Annotated in this window: 13 protein-coding genes and 1 other annotated feature; of the genes, 12 read left to right on the plus strand and 1 reads right to left on the minus strand. The window is 29.8% G+C overall.

Translation table 11 applies throughout. The annotated features are described in order from the left end of the window. The first annotated feature begins 82 nt into the window (after positions 1–82). On the plus strand, positions 83–592 hold the full coding sequence (locus BUA48_RS01130; RefSeq protein WP_072829225.1) for a thioredoxin family protein: 510 nt from the start codon (positions 83–85) through the stop codon (positions 590–592). Between the two features lie 292 nt (positions 593–884). Next, entirely contained in the window at positions 885–2,246 is a 1,362-nt protein-coding gene (locus tag BUA48_RS01135; protein WP_072829227.1) for an MATE family efflux transporter, read from the plus strand. Positions 2,247–2,532: 286 nt separating this feature from the next. Here BUA48_RS01135 and trpB read toward each other — a convergent pair whose 3' ends face one another. Further along, complete coding sequence (trpB, locus tag BUA48_RS01140) at positions 2,533–3,717, minus strand: tryptophan synthase subunit beta (RefSeq protein ID WP_072829229.1); 1,185 nt, start codon at positions 3,715–3,717, stop codon at positions 2,533–2,535. 77 nt (positions 3,718–3,794) lie between these two features. Then, positions 3,795–4,111: a binding site (T-box leader), on the minus strand. Positions 4,112–4,284: 173 nt separating this feature from the next. On the opposite strand from trpB, the gene BUA48_RS01145 reads away from it, so the two are divergent. The 10 genes from BUA48_RS01145 to BUA48_RS01190 all read left to right on the plus strand — a co-directional run bounded on the left by BUA48_RS01145 (position 4,285) and on the right by BUA48_RS01190 (position 14,354). Beyond that, positions 4,285–5,553, plus strand: coding sequence for a replication-associated recombination protein A (locus BUA48_RS01145; protein WP_072829231.1), 1,269 nt, complete (start codon positions 4,285–4,287; stop codon positions 5,551–5,553). A gap of 97 nt (positions 5,554–5,650) precedes the next feature. Next, a complete protein-coding gene (locus BUA48_RS01150; RefSeq protein ID WP_072829233.1) occupies positions 5,651–6,091 on the plus strand; it encodes an RrF2 family transcriptional regulator in 441 nt (146 codons plus the stop codon). Between the two features lie 16 nt (positions 6,092–6,107). Beyond that, positions 6,108–7,289 carry a cysteine desulfurase NifS gene (gene nifS / locus BUA48_RS01155; RefSeq protein ID WP_072829235.1) on the plus strand — a complete coding sequence of 394 codons (1,182 nt, stop codon included), beginning with the start codon at positions 6,108–6,110 and terminating at the stop codon, positions 7,287–7,289. A gap of 2 nt (positions 7,290–7,291) precedes the next feature. Then, positions 7,292–7,723, plus strand: coding sequence for a Fe-S cluster assembly scaffold protein NifU (nifU, locus tag BUA48_RS01160; RefSeq protein ID WP_072829237.1), 432 nt, complete (start codon positions 7,292–7,294; stop codon positions 7,721–7,723). A gap of 115 nt (positions 7,724–7,838) precedes the next feature. Further along, positions 7,839–8,915, plus strand: a complete 1,077-nt coding sequence (gene mnmA, locus BUA48_RS01165; protein WP_072829239.1) for a tRNA 2-thiouridine(34) synthase MnmA — start codon at positions 7,839–7,841, stop codon at positions 8,913–8,915. A gap of 53 nt (positions 8,916–8,968) precedes the next feature. After that, positions 8,969–9,382, plus strand: a complete 414-nt coding sequence (gene nifU, locus BUA48_RS01170) for a Fe-S cluster assembly scaffold protein NifU (protein WP_072829241.1) — start codon at positions 8,969–8,971, stop codon at positions 9,380–9,382. A 185-nt stretch (positions 9,383–9,567) separates the two neighbouring features. Continuing rightward, entirely contained in the window at positions 9,568–10,086 is a 519-nt protein-coding gene (locus tag BUA48_RS01175; RefSeq protein WP_072829244.1) for a PRC-barrel domain-containing protein, read from the plus strand. Continuing rightward, positions 10,073–11,086 carry an AI-2E family transporter gene (locus BUA48_RS01180; protein WP_072829246.1) on the plus strand — a complete coding sequence of 338 codons (1,014 nt, stop codon included), beginning with the start codon at positions 10,073–10,075 and terminating at the stop codon, positions 11,084–11,086. The genes BUA48_RS01175 and BUA48_RS01180 overlap by 14 nt, the downstream gene beginning before the upstream one ends. A 275-nt stretch (positions 11,087–11,361) precedes the next feature. Then, positions 11,362–14,001, plus strand: a complete 2,640-nt coding sequence (gene alaS, locus BUA48_RS01185) for an alanine--tRNA ligase (protein WP_072829249.1) — start codon at positions 11,362–11,364, stop codon at positions 13,999–14,001. A 119-nt stretch (positions 14,002–14,120) separates the two neighbouring features. Further along, positions 14,121–14,354: an IreB family regulatory phosphoprotein gene (locus BUA48_RS01190; protein WP_143147658.1), complete on the plus strand. Its 234-nt coding sequence runs from the start codon at positions 14,121–14,123 to the stop codon at positions 14,352–14,354. The last annotated feature ends 81 nt before the right edge of the window (positions 14,355–14,435 follow it).

Here is a 14,435-nt window from a genome sequence, read left to right on the forward strand (position 1 = left end):
GTGTATAAAATTATAATTATGAGCAAATATAAGACAAAAGAAAAGTAAAAAGTATATATTTATGTACTATTTGGAGGTATATATGAATTTAAAAGAATTATATTTACATGGAATTGATTATGATAAGTATTTAAATTCAAAGGGTGTTTCAGAAAAGGAAAAGTCAGAAAAAATATATAATGATATAGTACTTACAGAGGAAGAAGTAAAAGAAATAGAAGAAGTTAAGGAAAAAGTAAATATATTGGCTTTTGCAGAAGTATGGTGTCCGGATTGTATTGTTAGTGTACCAGCCTTAAAAAAACTAAATGATATAAATTCTCTTATAGATTTTTCAGTTGTAGGAAGAGAAGGCAATGAAGAATATTTAGAAGATTATAAGGAAGATAATAAAGCTAAAATTCCAACCTTCTTAATAATGGATGAAGAGTTCAAAGTTAAGGGAGCTTTTATTGAGAGACCTAAAGCAATTAAGGAAATTGAAAAAAGTGGCGATCAAGTAAAAATCATAGTTGAAAAAAGAAATTATAGAGCAGGTAAATATATTAATGCTACTATAAAGGAAATATTGGATATAATAAAAAATTCTTAATTAAATAAGATTATGAAATAAAATAAAAAAACTATAATAATATAAATATATTATTGTAGTTTTTTTATGGAGCAAAGAAGTATTATATAGTTTTACCTTAAGCTTTAAATAATCATATTACAGAGTTTTATATTTAAGTTTACTTGTGTGAAAGTTTTATATTTATATGGCATATAAATTTTTGAATAATAAAAATTTATAATTAATAAAATTAAAGTTATTTACTCAATGAGGAAATTATTATATAGCTTTTAGAAAAAACTTATAAATTCAAAAAGAAGGGGGATGTGTTATGGAGTTAGGCGTAAATAACAAAAAAACGTTTTTAAAAAGTATGGTAGCATTGGCATTACCAATAACTTTACAGAATTTGGTATCATCATCTTTAAATATGGTGGATACTATGATGATTGGAAAGCTTGGAGCCAATGAAATAGCAGCAGTTGGACTAGCTAACCAATTTTATTTCTTATTTTCTTTAATAATTTTTGGTATAAATAGTGGGTGTGCTATTTTCATATCACAGTTTTGGGGAAAGGGTGATAGAAAAAGCATTAAAAAAGTTTTAGGAATATCTTTAATAATTTCTGCTTTAGTAGGAGTTATATTTACAATTATGGCTGTATTTACACCAGGACTTATAATGAAGTTTTTTACAGGTGATTTCGTTGTAATAGGTATAGGTAAGGAATATTTAATTATAACAGGTATAAGTTATATATTAACAGCGGTAAGTTATACATATTCTTTTGCTTCTAGAAGTGTTGGACAACCTAAATTACCATTGTTCACTAGTGGAGTTGCTTTATTATGTAATACTGTATTTAATGCAATTCTTATATTTGGATACTTAGGGTTCCCTGCTTTGGGAGTTAAAGGAGCTGCAATAGCTACTTTATTATCAAGAATAATAGAAATGTTATTGATTGTTGGAATTATATATGCTCAAAAGGGTGTATTAGCAGCAAAAATAAGTGAAATGCTTAATTTAAGCAAGGAGTTTATAAGAACTATATTAATAACTATATATCCTGTTATTTTAAATGAGTTTTTATGGTCTTTAGGAATGACAATGTATTCTGTTGCTTATGCTAAAATAAGTATTGACGCAGTGGCTTCTGTTCAAATTGCAACCACAGTTAAGAACTTGTTTATGGTTGTTGCCTTTGGACTTGGTAATGCTTGTGCAATAATGATAGGAAATGAAATAGGTTCAGGTAATGAAGATATGGCTATGACTCTTGGAAAAAGATTTATTAAAATCACAATAGGAGTTGGTGCAATACTTGGAGTTATAATATTTGCAGCTTCAGGATTTATTACTTCATTCTTTAATGTAACAGAGGCTGTATCACTAAGTACTGAGAATATATTAAAATTATATTCTTTTATAATTCCTGTTAATATGCTTTGTTCTCTATTCGTAGTAGGTATTTTAAGAAGTGGAGGAGATACAAAATTCTCATTATTCTTAGAAGGAGGAACTATATGGTTTATAGGAGTTCCATTCTCATTTATGGGAGCTATGATATTTAATATGTCTATTGAAGGAGTAGTTTTATTATCTGGATTAGAGTTAGTTGTTAAGATACTTATTGCTTTTCCAAGATTCTTCTCACAAAAGTGGGTTAAGAATTTAGTTAAAGACATATAAGCTTGAAATTAAAAGTGAATAGATAAAAGGTAAAAGAGAGAGGTTTTTGCATTGATTTTCTACATTGGAGCTTTTTTTAGGAATATTCAATAATGAATCATAGCTCTAGAGGATAAAAAATTATTTACTGAAAAAATATATTGAAAATAAAAGCTGTCTTACTAAAAATAGTAGGACAGCTTTTAAATTTCAAAAGGAATAGTAAAATATAATAACTGATTGAACTTGTAACTAATTTGAAAGTACAATCATGTATATAAATTATTAATTTAAGGGCTGAAGATTTTTAAAATAATTTTACTTGCTCAAATTCTGCAACAGTATGAACGTCTTTATCTCCTCTACCAGAAAGGTTAACTAAGATTATTTCATCTTTCTTCATTGTAAGAGCTAGCTTCATTGTGTAAGCTAAAGCATGAGAGCTTTCTAATGCTGGTATTATACCTTCAGTTTTACATAAAGTATGGAATGCATTAAATGCTTCCTCATCAGTTACTGAAGTATACGTAACTCTATCTATATCTTTAAGATATGCATGCTCAGGTCCAACACCAGGATAATCAAGTCCAGAAGAAATAGAGTAAGAAGGTACTACCTCATCATTATCATCTAACATGAAATAAGTTTTCATACCATGTAAAGTTGAAATCTTATTCATTGCAAAAGCAGAACTGTGCATTCCAGTAGCAATACCTTTACCGGCAGCTTCTACACCAACAATAGAAACTGATTCATCTTTTATAAATTCAGAGAATAATCCAATAGCATTACTTCCTCCACCAACACAAGCTATTATTGTATCAGGTAATCTGTTTTCAACAGCTAAGATCTGAGCTTTGGCTTCTTCACCTATTATTTTTTGGAATTCTTTTACCATAGTTGGGTAAGGATGAGGACCAACAGCTGAACCTAAAACATAGAAGCTTTCATCACATTCCTCAACCCATACCTCTAAAGCCTTATCCACAGCTTCTTTAAGACTTTTAGTTCCTTCAGTAACAGGGTGAACCTTAGCACCTAAAAGTTCCATTCTATAAACATTAAGGGCTTGTTTTCTCATATCTTCTTCACCCATGTAAACATGGCATTCCATACCGAAAAGAGCAGCTCCTGTAGCAGTGGCAACCCCATGTTGACCTGCACCAGTTTCAGCTATAACTTTTTTCTTGTTCATTTTCTTTGCTAAAAGCATTTGTCCTATTACGTTATTTATTTTATGTGCCCCAGTATGATTTAAATCTTCTCTCTTAAGATATATTTTTGCTCCATTTAAGTGTTTTGTTAAATTCTCAGCATAGTAAAGAGGAGAAGGTCTTCCTACATAATTATTTAAATAGTACATATATTCCTTTTTAAATTCTGGATCCTGAATATAGTGCATAAAGTTTTTTTCAAGATCATCTAATACAGCTAAAGTTTTTTCAGGTACGTATTGACCACCAAATTCTCCAAAAGTTTTACTTAATTTCATGATATAATCCCCCTTGATAGTTAGTAGAATTTTAGTAATTTCTATGTAAAATAAAAAAGACCATATAATCCCATAGGCTATGGGACGATATAGTCGTGGTGCCACCCAATTTTATATACATTAAGATAATATAAATAAAAACACTTCAACCTAAAAATAGGATGAAGTGTAAATTTCATTATGCCACCTAAATGTATAACTTTAATTTAGATACAAAGCAAAGGTTGCTTGATATCTCACCTCTATAACGTGAGGACACGGCTCAGGCTACTATAACTTTCACCCTGCATCTCATGGACCCATTCCTAATAAATTTTATTATGGAGCATCACACCAAACCTCCACTCGCTGAAATAAACAATATATTAGTACTATTTCCAATCTATGATTTTAATGATTAATAATTTCTTTGAATTACATAAAATTCTTGTTAAAAATAATATTAGTATATTCTAAGTAAGCTGTCAAGGTATTGTTATAAATTTAATGTATATTTTTATATTATTTGGTATAATTAAATTCCTATGATTTTTTTAAAATACAAGAATTAAGAAATGAGGTGAAAGCATGAATCCACTAGCTTATAAAATGAGACCCGAGGAGATTAGTGAGGTAATAGGTCAGGAGCATTTGCTTGGAGAAGGAAAACTACTGCAAAACATGATAGAGTCAGGATATATTCCTAATATGATTTTCTATGGGCCTCCAGGTACAGGGAAAACTACTGTTGCCAATATTATTGCTAAGTGTGCAAATAAAAAATTTTATAAGTTGAATGCTACTACTGATTCATTAAAAGATATAAAAAGCGTAATTAATGAACTTAATACTTTTTCAGGATATGAGGGAGTGCTTTTATACATAGATGAGATACATCACTTCAATAAAAAAACTCAACAAAGTCTTTTGGAATTTATGGAAAGTGGTCAAATTACTTTAATAGCAAGCACAACTGAAAATCCATATTTCTATATATTCAAGGCTATTCTTAGTAGAGCCACAATACTAGAGTTTAAGCAATTAGAAGAAGAGGACATAATAACTGGTATAAGAAGGGCTATTAAAAATAGTAAAGAAGAATTTAAGAATAAAGAAATTTCTTACGATGAAGATGCTCTAAAGGCTATAGCAGAATTAAGTGAAGGGGATATGAGAAGAGCATTAACCTTGCTTGAGTTATTATTATACGGAGTTAAGTATGAAAGTAAAAATAATATTGACATAACTAGGGAAAAAGTTGAGGAATTAGGACAAAAGAAACTGCTCAATTATGATAGAGATGGAGATAGTCATTATGATATATTAAGTGCTTTTCAAAAGTCCATTAGAGGGAGTGATCCTGATGCAGCCATAATTTATTTAGCTATGCTTGTAAAGGCAGGGGATTTAATTTCTATATGTAGAAGGTTATTAGTAATAGCTTGTGAGGATATTGGTCTTGCCCATCCACAGGCTATAAGTATAGTAAAATCCTGTGTAGATGCAGCTAATCAGTTAGGATTTCCAGAGGCTAGAATTCCTTTAGCAGAGGCAACAATTTATTTAGCTACCTCTCCAAAGTCTAATTCAGCCATAACTGCTATTGATTCAGCTTTAAGCGATTTAAATAAGGGTACTGTAGGAGAAATACCAAGTTATTTAAAGGATGGTCACTATGAGGGAGCAAAGGAATTAGGTAGAATGCAAGGCTATAAATATCCTCATAGCTATAAAAATTCCTATGTAAAACAAGAGTATATGCCTAAAAATTTAGTAGGAAAAAACTATTATATTTACGGCGAAAACAAGATGGAAAGTATAAGCAAAAGTTATTGGGATACCATAAAAGGGAAATAAAAAAATAGTGAAATTTATTGTTGACATAAATACTCGGATTTGATAATATTAAGACAGGAAATCCGAGTAGTTTACTCGAGATTAAGGAAGTGATTAAATGAAGTTATCAACGAAGGGAAGATATGGAGTTAAGGCTATGGTAGAACTAGCTATTAACTATGGAAAGGACCCTGTTTCTATAAAATCTATATCAGAGAGGCAAAATATTTCAGAGTCATATTTAGAACAACTATTTTCTACTTTAAGAAAAGTTGGGCTTATAAAGAGCATTCGAGGAGCTCAAGGTGGATATGTGTTAAATAAGGAACCTGCTGAAATAACTATATACGATGTTATAGAAGTTTTAGAGGGACCTATAGAAATCTCCACATGTCTTACTGATAATTCTTGTGGAAACACAGAAGAATGTCCTACTAGATTATTATGGATAAAGATAAAAGATAGCATAGATAGTGTTACTAAGTCAGTAACTCTTCAGGACATGGTTGATGATTATAGAAATATAAAGACTAGCAAAATAGATTTTATTAAGGATTAAAAAGGAGAGATTATCTATGAAAAAGCACGTTTACATGGATCATGCAGCTACAACATACACTAAGCCAGAAGTTTTAGAGGAGATGCTTCCATACTTTACAACATATTATGGAAACCCTTCTTCAATATACTCTTTATCAAGAGAAACTAAAAAAGCCTTAGATAAGTCTAGAGATAGAGTTGCTAAAGCAATAAATGCAGAAAGTAATGAAATTTACTTTACTGGTGGTGGTTCAGAAGCAGATAACTGGGCAATCAAAGGTATAGCAAATGCATATAGAGATAAAGGTAATCACATTATAACAACAAACATTGAACACCATGCAGTGTTACATGCTTGTGAATATCTTGAGAAACATGGATTTGAAGTTACATACTTACCAGTGGATAAAGAAGGATTTGTTAGTGTAGAGGACTTCAAAAATGCAATAAAAGAAAATACTATATTAGCAACAATAATGTTTGCTAACAATGAAATAGGTACTATAGAACCAATAAAAGAAATAGGGGCTATATGTAAAGAAAAGAAAATAATATTCCATACAGATGCGGTTCAGGCTGTTGGTCATATACCTGTAGATGTTAAGGAAATGAATATAGATGCTTTATCAATGGCAGCACATAAATTTTATGGGCCAAAGGGTGTAGGTGCTTTATACCTTAGAAAAGGAATAAAAATACATAATTTAGTTCATGGAGGAGGCCAAGAAAGAGCAAGAAGAGCAGGAACTGAAAATGTTGCTGGAATAGTTGGTCTTGGTAAAGCTCTAGAATTAGCTACAGAGCATATGGAAGAGCATAACGCTAAAATGACTAAATTAAGAGATAAATTAATAAATGAATTATTAAAGGTTCCTTACACTAGATTAAATGGACCTAGAGAAAATAGATTACCAGGTAATGCTAATATATGTTTTGAATTCATAGAAGGAGAATCAATATTATTATTACTTGATGCAAATGGAATAGCAGCTTCAAGTGGTAGTGCATGTACTTCAGGTTCATTAGATCCTTCACACGTACTTTTAGCTTTAGGATTGCCTCATGAAATAGCTCATGGATCTTTAAGATTAAGTATAGGTGATGAAACTACAGAGGAAGAAGTAAATCATGTTTTAGAGGTTGTACCACAAATAATAACTAGATTAAGAGATATGTCACCACTATGGGATACTTTTAATAAGAAGGGAGAAAAATAATTATGATATACAGCGATAAAGTTATGGACCATTTTACAAACCCAAGAAATGTTGGAGAAATTGAAGACGCAAATGGTATTGGAGAAGTAGGAAATGCTAAATGCGGAGATATAATGAGAATTTACCTAAAGGTTGAAGATGATATAATTCAAGATGTTAAATTTAAAACTTTTGGATGTGGTTCTGCTATAGCTTCTTCAAGTATGGCTACTGAATTAATAAAAGGTAAGTCAATAGATGAAGCTTGGGAATTAACAAATAAAGCAGTTGCAGAGGCTTTAGATGGACTTCCACCAGTAAAAATGCACTGTTCAGTTTTAGCAGAAGAAGCAATTCATAAAGCTATCAATGATTACAGAAATAAAACAGGTCTTGAAGTGTGGGATTATGAAGAGCATGATGATATTCATGATCATGTACATGGAGATGAGTAGAATATACTAATTTTAAGCCCTTCTTAAATTAAAGTTTAAGTAGGGCTTTGATTTTATTTGAATTTTGAAGTACAATAAAATATCAACAGAAAAAATAAGAGATAGGTGATAAATAATGAAAAAGAAAGTTGTTATCGGTATGAGTGGTGGAGTAGATAGTTCAGTTGCAGCCTACCTTTTAAAGAAGCAAGGCTATGAAGTCATAGGAATTATGATGAAACTAGCACCAGATGATCCTGATTATGCAGAAAATGAGGGTGGTTGTTGCTCTTTATCAGCAGCTAATGATGCAAGAAGAGTAGCGGACATTTTAGATATACCTTTTTACGTTATGAACTTTAAAAAGCCTTTTAAAGAAAAAGTTATAGATAATTTTATTGATGAATATTTAGAAGGTAGAACACCTAATCCATGTGTACAATGTAATAAGCATATAAAATTTGCAGACTTTTTACAAAAGGCTCAAGCATTAGGTGCGGATTATGTTGCTACTGGACATTATGCACAAATAATAAATGAAGATGGTAGATATTTACTTAAAAGAGGCGTAGATGATAAGAAGGATCAAACATATATGCTATATAATTTAACACAGGAGCAATTAGCACATACACTAATGCCTTGTGGTGAATATAATAAAACGGAAATAAGGGCTATAGCAGAAGAAATAGGATTACATGTTTTTAGAAAGAAAGATAGCCAAGAAATTTGTTTTGTACCTGATAATAATCATGGAAACTTTATAATTAAGAATATTAAGGATAAAGTGAAACCAGGCAAATTTGTAGATAAATACGGTAAGATATTGGGTGAGCATAAAGGAATAGTTTATTATACAATTGGTCAAAGAAAAGGTTTAGGTATAGCCGTAGGAAGACCTGTTTTTGTAACAGGTATAGATGCTAAAAATAATACAGTTATTTTAGGTGATGAAGAAGATATATTTAAGACAGATTTAATAGCTAAGGATTTAAACTTTATAAGCTTTGAAAAGCTTACAGAACCTTTAGAAGTTGAGGCTAAAATTAGATATTCCGCTAAGATGTATAGCGCCGTAATCTATCCATTAGAAGATGGTAGAGTAAAAGTTAGCTTTAAGGAAAAACAAAGAGCTAGTACAAAGGGGCAATCAGTGGTGTTTTATAAGGATGACTTTATAGTTGGTGGCGGAATAATCGATGAAGTGCTATAATGTAATTGATATTATAATTTAACATTTCAGAAAATTTTAAGGGGATGAAAAAAGTGGAATATAGTGATAAAGTTTTAGAACATTTTTATAGTCCAAGAAATGTAGGAATACTTGTAGATGCAAATGGTGTTGGAGAAGAAGGAGACGCTAATTGCGGTGACGTTATGAAGATGTATCTTAAAATAGAAGATAATATTATTAGGGATGTACGGTTTAAAGCTTTTGGATGTGGTTCAGCTATAGCCACTGCTAGCATAGCTACAGAGTTAGTTAAAGGAAAGAGCTTAGAAGAAGCATGGAAAATAACTAATAAGTCAGTAATAGAGGCTTTAGATGGACTTCCAGCTGAAAAAATACATTGTTCTGTATTGGCAGAGCAAACTATTCATGCAGCTATTAATAACTATAGATCTAAGGAAGGCTTAGAGCTTTGGGAAGATAAATATAAACATGTAGCAGAACACTAAAATCTAAGTTTATCTATAGTCATGTAAAGTATATAAAATTAAATTTTACATAAAGAATTAAGTATTAAAAAGAGTCTTTTAAATAAGGCTCTTTTGTTTTTTTTGTATAAATTTACATTGATTGAGCAAAATAGAATATATATTTGATAATTTATATGAAATTTCATATGAAAGAGATGATGAGAATGTATAGAAGAAAAGATTTTGTGTTTATGAATGTTCTTAACTTAAAAGGCAAAAAGATAGGGTATATAAAGGAATTATTAATAGATTGTAATAAAAATAAAGTTATAGGTTTTGCAGTAGCAAACCAAGGAATGTTTTCTAAGGATATTAGCGTATTAATTAAAGATGTAATATATCATAATAAAGATATTATAATAAAGAATTTTACAAAGGAAAGTTATTATAGTTTTGATAAACTTGAGGATATGGATGTAGTTGATTTGAATGGTGATATTTTAGGACTTGTAAAAGACATTATCTTTGATGAAGAAAGCTTTGTTATTAAGGGGGTAGTAGTATCTACGGGTATTATTAGAGACTTTACTAAGGGTAAAAAAATATTGCTTATGAAAAACCTATTAATAGGTGATGAAAATATACTTTATTACTCAAGAGGAGATGAAATCCAATTTTCAAGTAGAGCTCATAAAATAAGTAAATTTGATGAAGAGTGTGTGGTAAAGAATGAAAAATCATAATAAGAAGATTTTAAAAATGACCTTAGTTTCTTTGGGACTTCTTCTTGTAGCTTATGTACTATATAAATGGGAGTTTTCAAGAAATTTAATAAATGTTATATTTATGTCCTTTGTAATATCATATTTTCTAAAACCTGCTTATTTAAAGTTAATTGAAATTGGAATAGATAAAAGATTATCAGCAGCTATAATGATTATTGTATTACTACTTATATTTGTAATATGTTTTTCTATAATTATACCTATGATTGTAAAAGATAGTAACAATATTTTAAATACTGTGGAAGAAATAAGAGCATATTTTATGAATTTAATAAGTAAAGTTCCTATTTTAAATCAAAGTAATATAGTTGAGCTTATAATGGAGAAGGCTTCAGTCTTAGGTTCGGTATTTCTAGAAAGAGTCTTTAATGGTGTAATAGAATTTGGAGAAAATGCTTTTTTATATTGTTTAATACCTATATTGATTTACTATTTTTTAGCAGATAGAGATGCTATGGGTAATAAAATACTGCTTATATTTCCAGTTAATAAAAGACAATTAATGAAAGAGGTATATAGTGATATAGATAAAATATTAAGTAGGTATATAATGAGCCAATTGTTATTATGCATTATAATAGGTATGCTTACTTTAATTGTATTATTAACCTTAGGTGTTAAGTATGCTTTTATACTTTCTATCATAAATGGAGTATTCAATATAATACCCTATTTTGGACCTGTTTTTGGAGCTATACCTGCAGTATTAAGTGCATTGCTTATATCTCCTCAAAAGGCTATATGGACCTTAATTTTATTAGTTATATTGCAACAAGCAGAGGGAGATATTATTTCACCTAAAATAATAGGGGAAACAGTTAGTATGCATCCTTTAATTATTTTAGTATTACTTATAATAGGTGGAGAACTAGGTGGACTTTTAGGAATGGTTATAGCTGTACCTATAGGTGTTGTTATAAAAGTTATTTATAATGATTTAAACTATTACTTGTTTTAATAAAAGGCACTTTGAAAATTTGTGCAAAGCCTCAGATATGGTGATATCAAAGGTATAAAATATTGACATAAGTATTAATTTTTTTTATAATCGAAATAACTAATAGTAAGAAAACAAAAGATTTATATTCATTATTATATTGTAGTAATGATAACTTTTGTCTCATTTCGAGGTGAAAGTTTTTTTTCTTAAAAGCACTTATTTAAGAGTACATATGAGAGTATTATTATGTATAATTAATAGAATAGATACTACTAGGTTGGAGGAGAGATATTATGAGAACTATGGGAGCAAATGAGATTAGAAAATCTTATTTAGAGTTCTTTGAAGGAAAAGGTCATTTGGTTTTACCTAGCTTTTCTTTAGTACCAAAGAATGATAAAAGTTTATTATTAATAAACGCAGGTATGACACCTATGAAACCTTATTTTACAGGTTTACAAGTGCCACCAAGTAAGAGAGTAACAACTTGCCAAAAGTGTATAAGAACAGGTGATGTTGAGAATGTAGGAAAGACTTCTAGACACGCAACCTTCTTTGAAATGTTAGGGAACTTCTCTTTTGGAGATTATTTTAAAGGAGAAGTAATTCCATGGGCATGGGAGTACATAACAGAAGTTTTAGAAATTCCAAAGGATAAATTATATGTAACAATATATTTAGATGACGATGAAGCTTTTGATATTTGGACTACAAAAACTGATGTAGATCCTTCAAGAATTTTTAGATTAGGAAAAGAAGATAACTTCTGGGAACATGGAAATGGACCTTGTGGACCATGTTCAGAAATACACTTTGATAGAGGTGCCGGAAAAATAACTACAGCTGAAGAATTTATGAAAGCTTCAGATGAAGATAAAGTTATTGAGTTCTGGAACTTAGTATTTACTCAATTTAATAGAGAAGAAGATGGAACATATTCTAATTTAGAAAATCCTAATATTGATACAGGTATGGGATTAGAAAGAATAGCAACTATTATGCAAGGTGTTGAAAACATTTTTGAAATAGATACTATGCAAAATATATTAAAAGCAGTATGTGATAGAGCTAAGGTTGAGTATAAGAAGGATAAAAGCCTAGACACATCAATAAGAATAGTTACTGATCATATAAGAAGTATTGCTTTTATGATAACTGATGGAATTTTACCTTCAAATGAAGGAAGAGGCTATGTTTTAAGAAGATTATTAAGAAGAGCGGCTAGACATGGAAGAGTTTTAGGATTAAATGAAAATTTCTTGTTTGAATTATGTGATGTAGTTATAAATAATTCGGGAGATGCATATCCTGAGTTAAAAGAAAAAGCGGATTATATAAAGAAAGTTATAAAATTAGAAGAAGAAAGATTTACTGAAACTATTGATGCTGGTACGGAAATATTAAATGGCTTTATTGAAGAAATGACTAAGGAAAATGAGGATACTTTATCTGGAGATAAGGTGTTTAAATTATATGATACTTATGGATTCCCAGTTGAATTAACAGAAGAGATTCTTGAGGAAAAAGGATTGAAACTAGATGCAGAGGGCTTTAAAAAAGCTATGCAGATTCAAAGGGAAACAGCAAGAGCTGCAAGAGGAGAGTCAAATTATTTAGGTAAAGAAGAATCAGTAATTGATAAAATAGATAATAACATAAGTACAGAATTTAAAGGTTATGGTGATTTATCTTTAAACTCTAAGGTTATATCTTTAATCAAGGATGATGAATTTGTATCTGAACTTGAAAAAGGTGATAAGGGTATAATTGTAGTGAATGAAACTCCATTTTATGCTGAAATGGGTGGTCAAGTAGGAGATCGTGGTGTTATTGAAGGCAAAAACTTTAAAGCTACTGTTTTAGATTGTAAAAAGAATATGGGTGGTAAGATAATTCATTTTGTTGAAGTTATAGAAGGTAAAGTTCAAGAGAATGAAGAAATTACTTTAGTTGTAAACAATGAAAGAAGAAATGATGTGTGTAAAAACCATACAGCAACTCATATGCTTCATAAAGCTTTAAAAGAGGTCTTAGGTGAGCATGTTCATCAATCAGGTTCTCTTGTTACAGAAGAAAGATTAAGATTCGATTTTAACCATTTTGAGGCTATGACAGAGGATGAGATAGTTAAGGTTGAAAAATTAGTTAATGAAGAAATTATGAAAGCTTTAAATGTTAAAACTGATGTAATGACTATAGATGAGGCAAAATCAAGTGGAGCTGTTGCTCAATTTGATGATAAGTACTCAGATGAAGTAAGGGTTGTTTCAGTAGGAGATTTTAGTAAAGAATTATGTGGTGGAACTCACGTTTGTAATTCTGGAGAAATAGGATTATTTAAGATTTTAAGTGAGTCAGGTGTTGCAGCTGGTATAAGAAGAATTGAAGCTATAACAGGTAAAGCAGCGTTAAATCATGTTGAAAGTAAAAATCTTTTATTAAAAGAAATAACATCAACTTTAAAATGTGCTGAAAAGGATATAATTAATAAATTATTATCTCAGCTTTCAGAATTAAAAGCTAAAGATAAGGAAATAGCTGCATTAAAAGCTCAATTATCTAAGGGTGCAGAGGAAGAAATTTTAAATTCAGTTAAAGAGGTTAAAGGGGTAAAAACTATTGTTGCATCTTTAAAAGATGTGGATGGTAATGCTTTAAGAGACTTAGCTGATAAATTAAGAGATAAATTAGTTGAAGGCTTTGTATTCCTAGGAAGTGAAGTAGATGGCAAGGTTATGTTTGTAGCTATGGCATCTAAGGGAGTAGTTTCTAAGGGTATACACTGTGGAAACATAATTAAAGAAGCAGCTAAGATTGCTGGTGGAGGCGGAGGCGGTAGACCTGATATGGCACAAGCTGGTGGTAAAGACGCTTCTAAATTACCAGAATCAATAGCTAAAGTAGAAGAGTTAGTGGATTTAATGATTAAATAACAATTTAAAAATTTTGAAAACAAATCATTAAAACATTTCCACTTCTTTATAATATAAGTTATAATTAGTATATAAATGAAGAATAGAGGTGAGGTAAAGTGGGAGATAATCAAAATACAATGCAGTTCAATGTTGTTAAGGACAAAAGTGATGTTACTAAAGCAATATTAACAGAAGTTTATAACTCATTATTAGAAAAAGGATATAACCCAGTGAATCAGTTAGTTGGTTATTTTATTTCAGGAGATCCTACTTATATTACTAACTATAACGGCGCAAGAGCTATGGTAAGAAAACTTGAAAGAGATGAGATATTAGAAGAGGTATTAAAAAATTATTTAGAAATAAAATAAAAATGCCATTATGGCATTTTTATTTTATATTTTAACTTTGTTGAAAAATATAAAATAAATAGAATATTTTAAATATAATTG

It is taken from the genome of Clostridium collagenovorans DSM 3089 (assembly GCF_900130005.1).
In the GTDB taxonomy this organism is placed as follows: Bacteria; Bacillota; Clostridia; order Clostridiales; family Clostridiaceae; genus Clostridium_D; species Clostridium_D collagenovorans.

Bases quoted from the DNA above. Each gene is read 5' to 3' on its own strand.
- BUA48_RS01135 (WP_072829227.1), top strand. From the start codon at position 885: ATGGAGTTAGGCGTAAATAACAAAAAAACGTTTTTAAAAAGTATGGTA.
- BUA48_RS01190 (WP_143147658.1), top strand. From the start codon at position 14,121: ATGCAGTTCAATGTTGTTAAGGACAAAAGTGATGTTACTAAAGCAATA.
- BUA48_RS01150 (WP_072829233.1), top strand. From the start codon at position 5,651: ATGAAGTTATCAACGAAGGGAAGATATGGAGTTAAGGCTATGGTAGAA.
- alaS (WP_072829249.1), top strand. From the start codon at position 11,362: ATGAGAACTATGGGAGCAAATGAGATTAGAAAATCTTATTTAGAGTTC.
- nifU (WP_072829237.1), top strand. From the start codon at position 7,292: ATGATATACAGCGATAAAGTTATGGACCATTTTACAAACCCAAGAAAT.
- mnmA (WP_072829239.1), top strand. From the start codon at position 7,839: ATGAAAAAGAAAGTTGTTATCGGTATGAGTGGTGGAGTAGATAGTTCA.
- BUA48_RS01180 (WP_072829246.1), top strand. From the start codon at position 10,073: ATGAAAAATCATAATAAGAAGATTTTAAAAATGACCTTAGTTTCTTTG.
- BUA48_RS01130 (WP_072829225.1), top strand. From the start codon at position 83: ATGAATTTAAAAGAATTATATTTACATGGAATTGATTATGATAAGTAT.
- BUA48_RS01145 (WP_072829231.1), top strand. From the start codon at position 4,285: ATGAATCCACTAGCTTATAAAATGAGACCCGAGGAGATTAGTGAGGTA.
- trpB (WP_072829229.1), bottom strand. From the start codon at position 3,717: ATGAAATTAAGTAAAACTTTTGGAGAATTTGGTGGTCAATACGTACCT.
- BUA48_RS01175 (WP_072829244.1), top strand. From the start codon at position 9,568: ATGTATAGAAGAAAAGATTTTGTGTTTATGAATGTTCTTAACTTAAAA.
- nifS (WP_072829235.1), top strand. From the start codon at position 6,108: ATGAAAAAGCACGTTTACATGGATCATGCAGCTACAACATACACTAAG.